The 16,915-nt window shown below is 36.1% G+C and carries 11 protein-coding genes; 8 read left to right on the forward strand and 3 right to left on the reverse strand.

Annotation, left to right across the window (positions count from 1 at the left end; all coding sequences use genetic code 11):
- The first annotated feature begins 45 nt into the window (after window positions 1–45).
- Both T479_RS02960 and T479_RS02965 read left to right on the forward strand, forming a co-directional pair.
- On the forward strand, window positions 46–705 hold the full coding sequence (locus tag T479_RS02960) for an S-layer homology domain-containing protein (RefSeq protein ID WP_024362440.1): 660 nt from the start codon (window positions 46–48) through the stop codon (window positions 703–705).
- Window positions 706–912: 207 nt separating this feature from the next.
- On the forward strand, window positions 913–1,995 hold the full coding sequence (locus tag T479_RS02965; RefSeq protein ID WP_025218616.1) for a CAP and S-layer homology domain-containing protein: 1,083 nt from the start codon (window positions 913–915) through the stop codon (window positions 1,993–1,995).
- 39 nt (window positions 1,996–2,034) lie between these two features.
- On the opposite strand, the gene T479_RS02970 is transcribed toward T479_RS02965, so the two are convergent.
- Window positions 2,035–2,916 (reverse strand): helix-turn-helix domain-containing protein, encoded by an 882-nt coding sequence (locus T479_RS02970; protein WP_024362442.1) that lies wholly within the window; start codon window positions 2,914–2,916, stop codon window positions 2,035–2,037.
- 568 nt (window positions 2,917–3,484) lie between these two features.
- Between T479_RS02970 and T479_RS02975 the strand changes: the two genes are divergently transcribed.
- The 4 genes from T479_RS02975 to T479_RS02990 all read left to right on the forward strand — a co-directional run bounded on the left by T479_RS02975 (window position 3,485) and on the right by T479_RS02990 (window position 8,719).
- Window positions 3,485–4,342 carry an ATP-grasp domain-containing protein gene (locus T479_RS02975; protein WP_025218617.1) on the forward strand — a complete coding sequence of 286 codons (858 nt, stop codon included), beginning with the start codon at window positions 3,485–3,487 and terminating at the stop codon, window positions 4,340–4,342.
- A gap of 428 nt (window positions 4,343–4,770) precedes the next feature.
- Window positions 4,771–5,235, forward strand: coding sequence for a hypothetical protein (locus T479_RS02980; protein ID WP_025218618.1), 465 nt, complete (start codon window positions 4,771–4,773; stop codon window positions 5,233–5,235).
- Between the two features lie 397 nt (window positions 5,236–5,632).
- Complete coding sequence (locus tag T479_RS02985; RefSeq protein ID WP_024362445.1) at window positions 5,633–6,577, forward strand: C40 family peptidase; 945 nt, start codon at window positions 5,633–5,635, stop codon at window positions 6,575–6,577.
- A 243-nt stretch (window positions 6,578–6,820) separates the two neighbouring features.
- On the forward strand, window positions 6,821–8,719 hold the full coding sequence (locus T479_RS02990; protein WP_025218619.1) for an N-acetylmuramoyl-L-alanine amidase: 1,899 nt from the start codon (window positions 6,821–6,823) through the stop codon (window positions 8,717–8,719).
- Window positions 8,720–8,811: 92 nt separating this feature from the next.
- Here the strand turns inward: T479_RS02990 and T479_RS02995 are convergent, their stop codons facing one another.
- A complete protein-coding gene (locus T479_RS02995; protein WP_025218620.1) occupies window positions 8,812–10,740 on the reverse strand; it encodes an S-layer homology domain-containing protein in 1,929 nt (642 codons plus the stop codon).
- A 277-nt stretch (window positions 10,741–11,017) separates the two neighbouring features.
- Here T479_RS02995 and T479_RS03000 point away from each other — a divergent pair, with 277 nt between their 5' ends.
- Window positions 11,018–12,298, forward strand: a complete 1,281-nt coding sequence (locus tag T479_RS03000) for a membrane protein (RefSeq protein ID WP_024362448.1) — start codon at window positions 11,018–11,020, stop codon at window positions 12,296–12,298.
- A gap of 208 nt (window positions 12,299–12,506) precedes the next feature.
- On the opposite strand, the gene T479_RS03005 is transcribed toward T479_RS03000, so the two are convergent.
- Window positions 12,507–14,402, reverse strand: coding sequence for an S-layer homology domain-containing protein (locus tag T479_RS03005; protein ID WP_025218621.1), 1,896 nt, complete (start codon window positions 14,400–14,402; stop codon window positions 12,507–12,509).
- A 235-nt stretch (window positions 14,403–14,637) separates the two neighbouring features.
- On the opposite strand from T479_RS03005, the gene T479_RS03010 reads away from it, so the two are divergent.
- Window positions 14,638–16,902, forward strand: coding sequence for an S-layer homology domain-containing protein (locus T479_RS03010; RefSeq protein WP_025218622.1), 2,265 nt, complete (start codon window positions 14,638–14,640; stop codon window positions 16,900–16,902).
- The last annotated feature ends 13 nt before the right edge of the window (window positions 16,903–16,915 follow it).

Genomic DNA, 16,915 nt, shown 5'->3' on the forward strand with positions numbered 1-16,915 from the left:
TTTTAAATGGTTAATATATATTCAATTACAAAGGGGCAAAGGTCTATGAAAATAAAGCATACTAAATATGCATGGGCATTTGCTACGGCTTTAGCTGTAGCACCTTGTGTTGCCGTAATTCCTACGGAAGCGGCTTCCATGCCATTTGTAGATATTACAAACAATAATAGTGAAACTGAGCTCTATCATGCAGTCAGCGAGCTATACAATAAAGGCATTGTATTTGGTACAACACCTTCAACATTTAGCCCCTATCAACAATTAACGCGTGGAGAAGCAGCTTATTTTTTAGCACAAGCACTCCAGTTGCAAACGAACAACGTGGACAATCCAGGTTTTAGCGATGTGCCAACTTCGCATCAGTATTATGGCTATATAGCAGCACTAGCAGCTAATGGTATTATCCAAAAAGGAAATCAATTTAATCCGGATGCTTCTATTAAGCGTAGTCAAATGGCAAAAATGCTGACACTGGGCTTTCATTTACAACAAGCGACATCGTTAACTGCACCTTTTACAGATTTTACAAAAGACGTTGAAACCAATCGATACATTCAAACGTTAGTAGATTATGGGATTACGCAAGGTACTAGCGCTACGACATTTTCTCCGTATACAGATGTACGACGTGGTCAAATGGCTTTATTCCTTTATCGCATATTACAAAAAAATAATAATGACCTATACATTATTGGGGTTGAATAATAAGATAAATATCACTCTTGGGAATGAACGTGCCTGTAGAGTGATTTTTTTTAAAATCTATGTAGGAAAAAACAGGTAATAATGGTATGTTTATTATGTGGTAAATAGGGTAAAAACGATACACTAGTGGATATTCGTTGCTTATGATGAAGCGATGAAATATCGGCATGAATGTAAAAATTTTCATACATATTTAAGGAGGAAGCTATGTTAAAAAAAGTACCTAGTATTGTCGGTTTGTCGCTTATTTTGCTGGCTACACCACATGCTGTGCCTCTTCCAAACCTACTAGATGTTGCCTTAGCGGCAGAATCAGTAAAGGATGTTCCATCTACACATTGGGCGAATCGTTCCATCGAGCACATGTTGGATAAGCAATATATGACAACCTATCAGGATGGGACATTTAAGCCAGAGCAGACTATTACGAGAGCGGAGGCAGCTGCGGCAATTGCCCGTTCGATGCAACTAAATATGACTGCTCCCTCTGCACCTCATTTTCGAGATTTATCTCCAGCGCATCCTTATTACAAGGAAGTTTGTGCATTGGTGGAATTAGGGATATTACAAGATGGCGATTGTTTTAATCCTGATGCGCCATTGAAGCGCATGCAAATTGCTAAAATGATAACGCTTGCTTACAATATTGAGGTCGATTCACAAAATAATAGTAAGTTCAGTGATATTACTGAAGGGCATTGGGCAAAGGATTATATTGAATCACTTGCAGATGTGGGCATTATTAAAGGAATCAATGCAAAACAATTTGCACCGAATCAATTGGTAACACGTGCACAATTTGCCTCGATAGTTGAACGGAGTCTTGATTTCTCAATGACACTAACCAATTTGGAAGCAGCCTATGATTACTTATCGAAGTCTTATATTCCGACTAAAAATTACTCATCTGCCATGTCTAATGATGTGATTAGGTTAGTCAATAACGAAAGACAAAAAAGAAAACTACAGAGTCTTAACTATGATGAAGCTTTAACACAAGTGGCTGTTATCAAGGCACAGGACATGGTTAATCGTCATTATTTTGAACACGAATCACCCTACTACGGAATGCCATGGGATTTAGCAACATTATTTGATTATTCATATACGAGCCTAGGTGAAAACATAGGAAGAAATATTCCGACTCCAGAGGCGGCTGTTAAAGCATGGATGGCATCACCAGCACACCGCGATAATATTTTACGTGAAAATTACACAAACACTGGTGTGGCCATCGCAGTGGATGGCAAAGGGAATTTCTATTGGGTACAATTATTTTCTAGTCAATAACTTGATGACAGTGGGGAAATAGGAACAAGAGGACACTTACTAGGAGAAGATGTCCTCTTTTATTTTTATTGTATATATTCCTTTTACTTTGTCATAAAACTCTAGGCATTGTGCAGCTTTAAGTTTTAGCTCCAACAAAGAGAAAACCTCAATAATTTGCAGTATGGATTTGTTTTTCGTTGTATCACCATCGATAAGGGCGATGATGGCAGAGAAAAATTTAATCATTGTTTGCATGTACATATTATCTACTACACTTACTTTTATATTTTCTAACTCCGTGAGATACGTTTTAGCACCATCTAAATCCTTGCACGTAATTTTTTTCTCTAAAATATTGAAAATCATTAAGGCGATTTCGTTACGGTACCTCGTAAGATTTTGATAACGTTGTAATGTGTTTTTGGCACGCTCAAAAACAAGGTCGATTAATTCTATAGAATAGAAGCTTAAACTATTAGCGAATAAGGTAATTTCGTAATAACCCCAACTTTCGCAGTTCATTAAATATTCTTGAAGCAACGTTATTTCGTTAAGATGTTCATCGGTCCCTCGGACATCATCAATTAATAACAAAATTAAAGATCGATAATGCAAAAACTTCAGATTGCCCGTTAATTTGTATTCATTTTCAACTTGTTCGGCGACCATGTATAACGCACTGACATCTCGGTTATAGAAAGCTTCTACATACTTTCTCATGTAATCCAAGTCCTTATTCCCATCATTATAAATGATACTAAATTCTTCTAACGTAATATTTAAGTGATCTAACATCTTTAAAAATTTTTCAGCTGTTGTATCGCTTTCACCACGTTCAAATTTAGCAATAGCAGGTCGACTTAGTAGGTTTTTATAGAGTACGTTAGAACGTAAATTTTTTTGTAGCCGTAACGTTCGAATTAATTCTCCAATTTTCATGTACTTCGCCCCTTCGTAAAATGTTAACTTTTGTTTACATTTTAACAAATAATATTGAAAACATAAGATAATATAGAAAATGGAATGGCAGGAGGGAAATAATGATGTGGGCAGGCATACAAATCTTTACGGCTAACTCTTCAGCGATTGTCGGTTTTATTTGGGACTTAATCGGTAGTTAATGTAACTTTATACTAGTTAGATAATGGTAAAAGATATTTTCGAACTTTAAATAGCTAGCAAGCTAAATACGTAAAGTAGTATTTTTAACTTCGGAATTTTAAATAAATGCAACATCGTTAATTGGGAAGTCAGTTAAGGTCTGAAATCGGTAGTGTATCGACTCAGGCCTTTTAACTATGCCTGATTGTATTTCCTATCAAGCATTAAAAGAACTAATAGCGCTGTCTATCATAATAATTATCTGCATTATCCTCCCTTTTTAATTTATCTGCAAATAACAATTGTATAAGTTTTATGAACAAAACTTCAAATAAAGAGATATGTAACTATTATTTAATTTTTTAGGATGTTTTTTCATAACAAATGGATTAAAAGGAGAAAAAATATGAGAAAAAGGATAATGGTTATTGATTGTAGTGTGAATACATTAAAGACAATTAAGAAATTAAACATAAAAGTGATATGTATCGAGAAAGAACAAAAAAAACAGCTGAAAGATTTAATGAATTCAGATGATATTTACTTTGAAATAGATTATAAGGATATAACTTTATTAAAAAAAGAAGTAGGAAAGATATTAATAAAATACCCCGTAGATGCTATTTTATCCTTTACAGGAGATGGTCAAAATGCTGTCGTGGCATTACAAGAGGAATATCCATTAAACAAATATAAACAATCAGATCAAATAAAATTATTTAAGAATCAGTGTAACTTACGTAATCTCCTAAACCGTAATAATTTTAGTTATGTTCATGTTAAACTCATTAATTCTAAAGAAGCATTAATCGAATTTGCTAATGAAAATGGATTTCCATTTATTCTAAAACCATGCATTGAAACAGGTAGTAAGGTCGCTAAAAAAATCTCCACATTTAAAGAAGTATACGAATTATTGGATAAAGAAAATCCCGCGACCCTTATAGCGGAAGATTACCAAGAAGGGGTAGAGATTAGTGTTGAAACTTTTTCTTTTAATCGAAAACACTATGTCGTGGGCATTACAGATAAATATACAGAACCTGATTTTGTAACATATGGTCACAGTGTGCCAACAACTTTAAATGATGAATTAATAACCGAGATTACATTATTTGTTTTGGATTTTTTAACGTTAACAGGTGTAGTTTTCGGCCCATGCCATATAGAGATAAAAATGACAGCATATGGTCCTAAAATAATTGCTGCGCATTGTAGAACAGGTGGCGACCAGATTGTAGCGTTGCATCGTTTCAGGTGTTGATTTAACACAATGGACTTTAGATGCCATCTATACAGAGAATTGGCAAAAATATGATGTAAGTCAACAATATTGTGCTGCCGCAGTTTTTTATTTAAGATTCCAGCCGAATAAAAAAATAAAGAAATTAAATTTCCAAAATGCGGATGAAACCATTGTAGCCTATAAATGTAATATTGAAGAAGGCGTTGGCACAACAGAAACGAACAGTGCAAAAGACGAACATGGCTTTATTATTACAAAAGGGAGAAATGTTGAAGAAGCAGTTGAGAACTGTCGGTTAGCAATTCAAACGATAGAAATCGAATATGCTGAAGGGATTTATCCGGATTCATGATGATGGTGTAAGTGATGTCCACAGTTTAGTTTTACTAGCAAGCCAAAGCGCTAATATTGACAACGTAGCCTAAACTAAAATAATGAGGTGTAAGATGAAAGTATTGGGTAATTTATTGATTGGATTGCTTTGTGCTTTTATGCTAACAGGCTGTATTGGTGAGGACTATGATGTTGGAGTGCCAACTGCTCATTTAAATTTTAATCATGTCTCTGTTCAATTAACAGAAGAAAATATCAATTGGAAGACAGCAAGTGAAGATGTACAGAAGTCCATCGAAGATATAAAAAAATACGCATCGTCATTGGATGAAATAAAAGTCTTTCCAGGTCAACATACATCATTGGATTTTGAGGAGAACGAAAAAAACGGTGGAGATATTTGGACTGATGCACAAGTGTCAGCTTTCCTGTTAAAAGATGACGAGCGAATTGAACTGGAATTTGATGATTTTAGAGAATTTCAATTCCCAACCGACAAAGGAAGCTATGTTTTGGAAGTTAAATTTAGCAGTACAGCAGGCAGTGTACAATATGTAGGGAATGTTCGTATTGAATAAGTCGGTTAGAGGGCTTAAAGAAAAAGTGTTAGATTGAGCGCTCAATCTAACACTTTTTTGATATGAATGTGTTGACTACTTTCTGATGGTTTACGGGCGATTCATGGGTCTTTATCGGCGATCACGCTTGTTTTACGAGCAATTCGTGAGTTTTTATTGGCAATTTTCGTCATCCTCTATTGTAACAAAGCGTGGCTTATATTACAGGAATGTTACAAAAAGCCGGAATACCCATTAATTAATACCCATATTTTAGCGTTGATAAACCACAAAACGTTGGTATATCAACGTTTTTTTTACTTTCAAAACCGTTACACAATTGAAAAATTAAAATACCATCATTTGTGATAGTCTATGTATAGGCAAAAAAGTTCTTTGAGAGGGGTATTACAAACTTATGAAGAAAAAATGGTTATTACCGATTTTTGCATCTTTTATGTTATTTTCAACAATTCAAATAGATAACGCTGAAGCGGCGACTGCAGATGAGGTCACTGAAACAGCTTCGAAATATTTAGGTATTCCTTACGCTTATGGTGGTACAACTACTAGCGGATTAGATTGCTCAGGCTTTACTTCTAAAGTCTTCAGTGATTTAGGCATTAAATTAAATCGTACTTCAAGCTCACAATACCAACAAGGCACTGCTGTAGCGAAGAGTGATCTTCAAGTTGGCGATTTACTGTTCTTTAACACGAGTGGTAGTGGTATCTCACATGTATCGATATACATAGGTGACGGTAAAATGATTCACTCTCAAACAGGTAAAGGTGTAAGTTATTCTGATGTAAACGATCCATATTACTGGAGCTCACGTTATGTTGGCGCAAAACGCGTAGCACAATTTGACACTGAACAACAAGCTGAAGTAACGAAAGTAGCAGCAGCGGAAGTAAAAGAAGCTGCAATTGATTTTACAGTATATGCTTCACGTGCTGAAGTTGCTGTTCAAATCGCAAAAGCTCTTAACTTAGATACTTCTGATAAAAATACGTCATTTGCAGACGTAAAACCTACTTATGCACATGCTGGGGCAATTGCTGCTGTAGCGAAATTAGGTATTTTTTCTGGTGATGACAACGGCAAATTTAATCCATCTTCTCCAATGACTCGTGCACAAATTGCAAAAGTTTTAGTAGTTGCTTTTGGTCTTGAGCATCAAGGTGATGTTGTGACATTTGCAGATGTTCCTGAAAACTATTGGGCAACAGAATATATTTCAATTATCGCATCAAACGGAATTACAGCAGGTAAAGATAATGGTAACTTCGGTTATGATGAAATGTTAAAAATTTCTCAATTAGAGACATTTATTGAGCGTGCTAAGCAAGTGAATAAATAATCAATTTCTACTTTGCTTCGGACAAGGGCTACGTTTGGAGTAAAGCATTGCATGGAAGTTCTTTTAAATAACGTATAAATGGAGGAGAGTTTGCACATGCAGGCTCTCTTCTTTTTATGAATCTTTGTGAAATGAGGTGATAACAAAAAAATGTCGAATAGTTACAATCTATGATAGTTTTGCAAGTGAATTTTTGTTAAAATGAACACGAGAACACGAAACATGAAGGGAGGAAATAAGACATTGTACTTTAAAAAAATCAGTCTTATATTATGCGTCTTATTCATTTCAGCTTCTATGTTTACGATACATAGTGCAAATGCAAGTGGTGGTTTTGAAGATGTTACACCAAAGCATGAAGCTTATGAAGAGATCAATTATTTAGTTAGTTTAGGTGTTATAAAAGGGTATACAGAAAAAGGTAAAACGTATTATAAACCGAATAATACGGTAACACGTGGACAAGTTGCCAAAATGGCAGTTGTGGCTTCAGGTAATAAACCATTAACGGTTAGCAAGTCCAACTTTTCAGATGTAACGGTTGGTACAGAGCTTTCAGGTTATGTTGAACGTGCTATCCAATTAGGGTTCTTTAAAACAAACATAACTGGTCAGTTTTTACCAAACAAGCCTTTAACTCGTGATGAAATGAGTTATGTATTAACAAAAGCATTTAAATTGGATGCAAGTGAATACGAAAATATGGATTCTCCTTTTGTGGATGTAGCGATTACAAATCCTTACGTTCAATACGTCAATGCGATTTACTATAATGGTATTACAAAAGGAAGCGGCCAAAACTATAATCCAAATAGCTCGGTAACACGTGCACAATTTGCATTATTTGTTGCTCGTGCAAAAAGTGAAAAATATCGTTTAGAGCTACCTGTAAAAGGTGTAGCAGTTCCTGATACATCCCAAGTAATTGGTTTAGTTCAAGTGACAACAGATGGCTTGAATATTCGTAAATCAAAAGATTCAAATTCGAATACAAACATTGTAGGCACAGTCAATAAAGGCGGAAAACTATCAGTCTATGCAATTGAAGGAGACTGGTTAAAAGTAACGTATAAAGGTGCCTTTGCTTATATTTATAAAACGTACGCTCAGTTTTTAGATGCAGATGGTAATGCATTAGGCAAAATTCAAAAAGAAGTAAAGACAACACAAGGTATTAATCTTTATGTGAAGCCAACTTCCTCTTCTAAAATCATTTCAACAGTTAATAGTAATGTTAAACTGCCTGTCTACAAAACGGTTAATGGCTACCATTTAACAATCGTAAATGGCTTGCCAGGTTATGTTGTTGCAAATAGCACAGAGGATGTAGAAGTAGAACAGCCTTCAAAACCAGATCCAACGCCTCCACCTGTAACAGGAGGAGATTTACTAGGTCGTGCAACTGTTGATAGTTTAAATGTTCGTAAAGAAGCGAACTCTACTTCAACGGTATTAGGTAAATTAAGCAAGGGCGATTATGTGCATGTCAACAGTATTAATGGCTATTGGGCTGAAATCACTTTTGATGGTCAAAAAGGTTACGTGCATAAATCGTATTTAAAACTATTAAACCAAAATGGCAATCCACTTAAAAATCGTATTATCATTCTTGACCCTGGTCACGGTGGTAAAGATCCAGGCGCTGTAGTAGGTTCCCAATCAGAAAAAGCTATTACCTTAAAAGTTGGGACACTTGTACGACAAAAGCTGGAAGCAGCTGGAGCAAAAGTGTCAATGACACGTACAGGTGATACGTACCCATCACTGCAAGATCGCGTTGACTTTACAGATGCAAACTATGGCGAAATCTTTGTTAGTATTCATGTAAACTCAGCATCTAGCACCTCTGCACAAGGTACTGAAACATATTATGCTGTGACAACAGGAGATATGTATCAAGAAGATATTGATTTAGCTACTTTTGTAAATAACCAAATTGTGAATAACTTAAACATGAAAAATCGTGGCGTGAAAGAACAACAATATTATGTTATTCGTAACATGTTAATTCCATCGATTCTAGTTGAACTAGGCTTCCTAACGAATAGTGAAGACCGAGGTAAAATGACAGATGATCAATATGTTGAGTTATTTGCTGAAGCGATTTATAAAGGAATTTATCAATACTACGCGAAACAATAATCAAAAGAGCTACATTGTTCAAAATATGAACTGTGTAGCTCTTTTTTATTTGGATTTAACTGGCGATAGTAGATTTTGATCCTAATCAAAATCTATTTCGCATTTGCGTGTAACGTACGATTAACAAATTGAGCAAAGTTTTGGCGGGAAACTGTATTGTTTGGCTTAAATGTTTGATCTGCATAGCCCGTTGTTATATTTAACGCATAGAGCGCTTGAATATCTTTAAAATAGATATGAGATGTAGGAACGTCAGAAAATGATTTACTAGAATAGCCTTGTAACTTAAAACCTTTAACAAGTGCATGTGCCATAGCAGCACGCGTCATTGGTTGGTGCGCGTTGATTTTACCATCTTCTAAAGTAATAATCCCGTAACGAACGCCTGTAGCTAATACTGAATAACCATAATCGCCTGCTTTAATATCACTGGCGTTCAATGTTGCTGAACTTAAAGGTGAAATCCCTAGTGCACGTAACACCATTTCGGTAGCTTGCAAGCGTGTTAATGTGCCTTGGGGATTAAATTTGCCGTTACTGCCTTTCACAACACCCAGTGCATGTAAGTTTTTAATATCATCATAAGCAGCACTTGGTTTTGGTACATCTTGGAAGAAAGAGGCAGTGCCAATAGAGGCCTTATTGGAACCTTTTGTGCGTGTGAGCGTTTTAATTTCTGCAATAGTTGCAAATTTTTCGTCTGCATTTTTACGATCATCACGACCTTCAATGAAGGAAGTGCGTATCGTATACGTTCCAGCGGCTAAATTTCCAGGCATCAAGATTTGATATTTTTCCGAGTGGGTACTAATATCTTTCCGGTCTGCGTTCGATGTTGTCGCGTCTGCGGCTAGACCTGGTATGTAACGATCGTGCCCCTTTCCGACAATACGGTCGTTCGCATCAACAATTTCTACTTTTAACGTACCACGAGCAGGCACATTACCGTTGTTTTTTACTGTTACTGTAGAGTAAAAGACAAATTGACCAGATGGCGCTACATAACTTTGCACACCGTCAGAGTATAGAGAAAGATTATAGCGGCGTGGCACATATCCATCGTGATCTTCGGCAACCCAATGTAAAGCGTGCTTCATAAATACTTGAGCATCTGTGTCGCCCCGTGTGGTCGAGTAAGCAGCACCGTTTTCATTGTCTTGCCAGTCTGCTTTCAAATTAATCGTCATATAATCGAAAATTTTGAAGCCGATTTGTACAACTCTTCCTTTGCCATATTCAATAGCATGAGCTGCACCAAATTCATTTTTCTTCATCGTTTGTGGCTTATCGGTATAGTTGTAATTCGAGAAATATAAAATCGGTGAAGCGGAGCCACCTTGCCAAGGTTTTATAATTTCAACCCACTCTTTATCCGATTTTGTCAGACTAAGCGTGCTTTTACCGAGCTCTTTTGTGGCGTTTTGGATAATTGGGTGAACTGAATTTGCATTGCTAATGGTCGCGTTACCTAGCACAATATCGTCGATAAAGCGTGCATTGAAAACTTCTGATAAGTTATCCCATTCCATCACCCAAGAGTCGACATCGTAGATTAATGGAGAAAGATCCATTTGACCAGCCTTGGGAAATTTTGCTGATTCATTACGTGCTGTTTGGAATGCAAAAATAGCACCGCCACCATTTCGAACGTATATTTTGATATTTTCGCGTTGTTGATGATTCATCATGACCGTATATGGAAAGACGATTGCATCATATTGACTTAAGTTTTCTAGGTTGTTTAAGTCCTTTTCGAAAATTTTCTCTACATGGAAGCCTTGTTGCTGATATAAAAGGTATGCTTTAAGTTCTTTGTTATACGTTGAGCTATAGTCGACCTTTGGAGATACTGTTTGTCCCTCATATGTACCACCAGGGTGTGTAGTGTTGGCATATTTTTCACTACTTTCAGAGAAAACAATGCCGATTTTTTGTGTTGTAGCTTGGGCCTTTATCGGAGATAGCATTGCAACAAGCAAACAAGCACAGACAGCGATGAAGGAAATAACATATTTCTTCAATAAATCCACATCCTTGCTTTTTATTATTTTTCTCAAAACTGGTATTACTAAATTTCATCATACACCTAAATATTAACTGATTCGCAGAGAATTAGGTAAAAATGAAATTTTTTAGCTTTTTTATGTAAATTCAATTCAATCCTTTCTATAAGTCTAACCGTATTTATGATATAATAACCTTTGTTTTTGTAGGGAAAACTAAAGAATATAATAGTGATGACAACTATTGATTCATGATAGAGGAGGGCAATAACATCTTTTTAGATGTATTACATGTATGAATAAACTGAAGCAAGTTTTCACAAAGGTCAATAAGATTGATACGTTTTCACCGTATTTCTTTTTACCTTTTATATTAGTGCTATATTTCTTTACGAGTCTATTTGATTTTCATCGATTTGAATTATTTAATGTTCGTGTATCCATTTTACCAGCAGTATTAGTTGCGCTTGTTTGCTATTACCTTGGTGTATATATAATCGATAGATTACAGTGGACAATCCCAACATTTGGGCTATCGTTCTTAGGAAAATATGTGATTCACTTTGTTGTGTTATTAACGTTAATCGGATTAGCGTCTTATTTAATGATGATCTTTGGCGGTGGTTTAGGAATTTCCGATGAATCCAATCGTCGTAATCTTGATCCAAAACTAAATTTCTTTAGCCAGTTATTATGGTATGGAATTTTACTATTATTATCTTACAAAATGATTTTAGAAAAGAATATGACGTGGAAGAAAGCAATAATATACGGCTCAATCTTTGCTGTTGTAATGTTCCTATTCCTATTAATGGGCTATCGTACGCCTTTAATTATTATGCTATTTACTGGAATTATTATTTTCCACTATGTTGTGAAACGTGTAAAATTAACTTGGTTCTTAACGGCATTATTTGTTATTGGTGTAGCATTCTCAATGTTCGGTTTCTTACGCGTGGTGACAGAAGATACTACGAAAGAATTTAATAATCGCGATCAACCAGATGTAGAACTGACAGAGACGGAAAAAGAAAAACTGTTAACAGTTGAGCAAAAAGTAAACTTAACGCCAAAATGGATGCGTTCATTAAATGGTGAAAGTGTAACAGGTCATATCGTTTTAAGTAAAATTATTGAGTACACACAAGAAGAGGGCTATTTAAACGGTCAAATTCATAAAGGTATCTTTAATACGATTCTTCCTGGTGAGCAAATTTCACCACGTATGAAGGTGACAGAGGTTGTTAACTCTTTAAGTGTGGAAGAAGGTAAATTTATTACACGACCTACAAGAACGACAACACCAACCTTTATTGGACAGCTATTCCTAGATGGTGGCTATGCGCTTGTGGCAATTGGTTTCTTATTGTACGGTGTGTTAATTTCATTAATCTATAATAAAGTGAAACAAGGTGGCATTCGTAGTTTCCACTCAGTAGCGTACGCATTTGTCATTACATTGTTTACCGTGTCTATGCACACTGGATTACTTGATTTAATCTTTATTTTAATGTTAGGCTTCGTCGTCATTGCATCGGCAATTATTAAAACCGAGCAAAGAAAACTTAAATATTAATAATGAAGGGCTGTCCTATTTTAGGCAGCCCTTTTGTTTTTGTAATCGCGGGTAAACGTGTGTGATTCGCGGATAAACAGCTATATTTCGCGGGTAAGTCACAAAAAATCGCGGGTAAACATGTGCATTCCGCGGGTAAGTCACACCCACACCGATGAAATCATAAAAAAGCGCCATCCAATTTTAGCTATTGGATTGGCGCTATTTCTTATTTCACTGTATCTATCAGCTTAATATAATCTTTACTAATGTAAGCAGAGCCTGTATGAAGCTTATCAGATAGTACTTCATGCCAGCCATTGATGTCCGTGTTAACGATGATAACTGGCATACCACTGCGCACATATGTGAAGAGTGGACTATTACTAGTTGAAGTCTCTAAACGAACATTTAACCCCGCAGTAGTTGTTAAGCCAATTTTATATGGATTATTTGCATCTTTGAAGCCTAATGCTTTTTCAGCACGGTAGTAGTGGCCAGCAATTTTTGCACCCCAAAATGGATCGGATGCATATTTTACGTTAAAGCCAAGTGCCTTAGAACCAACTACAGCACCATTTGCGTAGTTTCTACCTGGAGAACCACCTGGCGTTATATAGTTTGGTTGTAAAAACTTCTCAACAAGTTCGTTAATGTTAGCAGCGACGCTATCGAATTTTTTGTTAAGTGGGTTTGTGTCATAAACATATAAACCAAATAGGTTGTTTAAGTTTTGGGCATGGTCACTCATACCATAAGCACTTTCATGTTGCGCAAGTGCCAATATTAGCATGGCATTAATTTTTGAGTTTGCCTCAACTTCTTTTAACGTCTTTCCTAAACCAATTAACTTACTTTTTGTTGTAGCATCTTTATAAAGCGTAATACCTGTACTTTCAATCTCAGCAAGCTTATTCAAAATGTAAGCATCAATTTCTTCTGCTGTATACTGAGTTGTTGCGCGTGCAGGTAAAAATTGATAATAGTTATAAGCTTCACCTTTCGAAGAACTATTTCCATTGGTGAAATAAATGCCATTCCAGCTATAGTATTTTTCACCTTGTTTCATGAAGGCAGGTGCTTTTCCGTAAACATAGCTTGAAGAATATTTATTTGTTTTGTAATCGTATAGCGTATGTTTAATTTCACCATTTTCGACGGAGTAGTAAGAGCGTCCTTTACTTAGGGAAAAAGGAATTAACGTGACATCTGCTTGTTTTAAATAGCCAACCTGACCTGCTAATCTCACTTTTACTTGTGTGGCATCACTGCTGATATATTCCATCTCTGTATTACCTGCAACAGCGATTTGATCTTTAATCGTTTCAGAATAAAGTGCAACATAATTATTCGTGACAACATAGCCGGAGGACATTTTCACAATTTTATCTTTTTGGACAATCACTTGTGTATTTTTTGTGATTGCTTTTTCAGCAGCTTCAAAGCTTGAAAAGCCTTGATTGCCAACTAGTGTACCATTTGAAATTTCCTTAATCGCATACGTTGAGACGTCGGCAGCTCCATCACCAGCTAGTAACATCAAACGTTGAATGAACGTTGCAGCTTGTCCAATTGTTGCATTTTTTTCGGGCATAAAGTAGCCATCAGAACCAATGATGATGCCTAACTGTGCACCGATTGCTACAGCAGAACGGTAGTCTTTAATAATAGAAGCATTATCCTTAAATGTAATGGATGACGTACCTTTAGGAATTTTTAAATAATCAATAGCTCTCTCCAACATAATGGCCATATGTTGTCTTGAAATGGCAGCATCAGGCTTAAATGACCCGTCTATGTAGCCAGTTATAATGCCGGCTGTAGCAGCAAGCTGAATATCGGTTGCATACACATATGTATCAGGTACATCGGTAAATACCATACCGTTATTCCCTTCAAGCTTCATGACCTTTGCTAAATACGAAGCAAATTCTCCGCGTGTAACATTGTCATTAGGGCGGTAACTGCCATTAGCATCCGTTACTATAGCATTTTTTGAAATTAAATAACGAAGACCCTTTTCGTGTGCATGCCCTGAAAGTTCATCGGCAGATGCTAGTTGGGGTTGCCAAAAGAGCAAGCTAACTATTGTCATAATCAATGCAATGATTGATAGTTTTTTCATATTTTTTAACCTCCTAAACTTTAACATCATTTTACCAAAGTTAAAGAGTTGAGATAAGGTTAAATATGCGTATTATCATAAAATGCGTCAATATAAACAGTTTTTTTACCAATTATATGAAACTGGAAAATAGCTTAAATGTTCCATAGCTATTTTGGCATATTTTTGATAATCTTATAGAAGAAAAACATAGAAGGGAAGGTGAGGGCTCTACATTTCATGAGGAGCGCGAAAAATGAAAAGAATAGCAAAAATTTTACTGATTTTAGTTGTAATGATGTCGATTGTTGTTAGTCCGCTAAATGCCTATGCATTTCAAACAGTAAAGAAGGATTACCCACTTTCAAAAGGTGTGCAGTATAACCAATATACATACAGCAATACCTATACAAACTCTATTAATCACTTAACGATTAATGTTGGTGATGCAACGACAGAAGTACAATTAGGAATGCCCGCAGCAGTCAATGGAAAAGAATCGACAGTAGCAAATGCGAATCGTCATTCTCGTGAGGGAAATCGAGTAGTTGGTGCTATTAATGCAAGTTTTTATAATATGTCTGAAGGCTATCCATTATTTTTACTAGCTAAAAATAATGTTATTTTAAATGGTGGTGCAGTTTCAAACGGTTCCGACCAATATATGAACGTTCCAACGGCTTTTGGTATGAATTCGGATGGTCGTGGGGTCATTGATTATTTTGATTTTGACGTCACACTAGCCCATAATGGCACGAAATATGAAATGTCAGGCTTAAATCGTATTCGTAATATAAATGAAGCGATTATTTACACACCACAGTTTTATAGTAAAACAACAGATACAAATGAATTCGGATTTGAAATGGTAGTAGACACAGGTTCACCGATTACAGAAAATACATTTGGTCAAACGTTAACTGGTAAAGTCACACAAATTAAGCCTTACGGTTCGAAAGATAAATTAACGATTCCATCTACTGGCTTCGTTGTATCTTTACAGGGTGGCGATTGGCACAAAAAGTTAAGCCATGTAGCGGTTGGCGATGAAATGAGTGTTAACTTTTCAATTGACCAACTTTGGCAAAATGCACAATTTATCTTAGCTAGCGGTCCTTATCTAGTAAAGGATGGCAAACCTTATATTATGATGAGCACAACAAGTTCACGTGCAAAAGAAGTTGCGCCACGTACAGTAGTGGCTACAAGTAATAATGGACAAACTGTACATTTTATTACAGTAGACGGACGTCAAAGCCATAGTAAGGGCATGAATATGGTGCAACTTGCTAATTATTTAGTGGCACTTGGGGTTGATAGAGCCCTTAATTTAGATGGCGGTGGTTCAACAACGATGGGAATTCGAAACTACGGCAGTAATAATGTTGTTTTAGCGAATTTACCTTCTAATTCAGGGAATACACAACGTCTTGTATCTGCCACACTACAAGCGGTAAGTACGGCGCCAAATGGCAAGGCGAAACACATTAAATTTACGAATAGTACAAACTATGCAACATTGTTAGTAGGTGCTTCATCGAGTGTCGCAGTACAATACGTTTTAGATGATAACTTTACGACACTACCACTAGATGGTCATGTAACGTTAGCTTCTCAAAACCAAACATTACAGATTAATGGTTTAAGCTATACAGCAACGCAAGCTGGTGAGGAACGCATTTACATCGGCTATGATGGCGCCGCGGTACAATCATTCCAAGTCAAAGTAGTAGATGCTCCTACAACAATGGCTGTTACGCCAAGCTCTAAAACAGTTGGAGCAGGTGAATCTGTGAAATTTACTATCGACGCAAAAGATGATGCAGGTAAGCCGATTGTTTATGATCCATCTCAAGTGAAATGGTCCGTAGAAGGCAATATTGGTACCATTACAAGCGATGGTAAGTTTACCGCACAAAATGCTGGTACAACAGGTAAGGTCATTGCAACTTTAGGTACGAAGAGTCAAGTTGCTACGGTTACTGTAGCGAAGCCAGCGCTATTTAAAGATATTCCAAATAATTACGTATACTTTAAAGAGATTGAATATTTAACGTCTCAAAATATTATTACGGGACAGGCTGATGGAACATTTAGACCGAATGACAAACTGACACGTGCACATGCAGCTGTCATTATTAGCCGTGCACTAGGTTTAAATACAAAAAATGTGAAAAATCCAAACTTCAAAGATATACCGGCAAATCACATTTACTTTAAAGAAATTGCAGCCGTTGTAGAAGCAGGCATTATGAGTGGCCGCGAAAACAATACTTTTGACCCGAATGCAACATTAACACGAGCACAAATGGCGAAAATTGTTGCAATCGCATATCAATTAAATGGAACAAGTGGTATTGCCTTTAAGGATGTTCCAAAAGATCATTGGGCGTATACATTTGTACAACAACTAGCTGCTAACAAAATTACGACAGGCTATGATGGTAACATTTTTAAACCAAATGAAGCGATTAGTCGAGCACATTTCGGTTTGTTCCTTTATAGAGCAATTCATAAGTAAAAGTTAGCAATAG

The sequence above is a fragment of the Lysinibacillus sphaericus genome, from assembly GCF_000600105.1.
GTDB classification, from domain to species: domain Bacteria; phylum Bacillota; class Bacilli; order Bacillales_A; family Planococcaceae; genus Lysinibacillus; species Lysinibacillus sphaericus.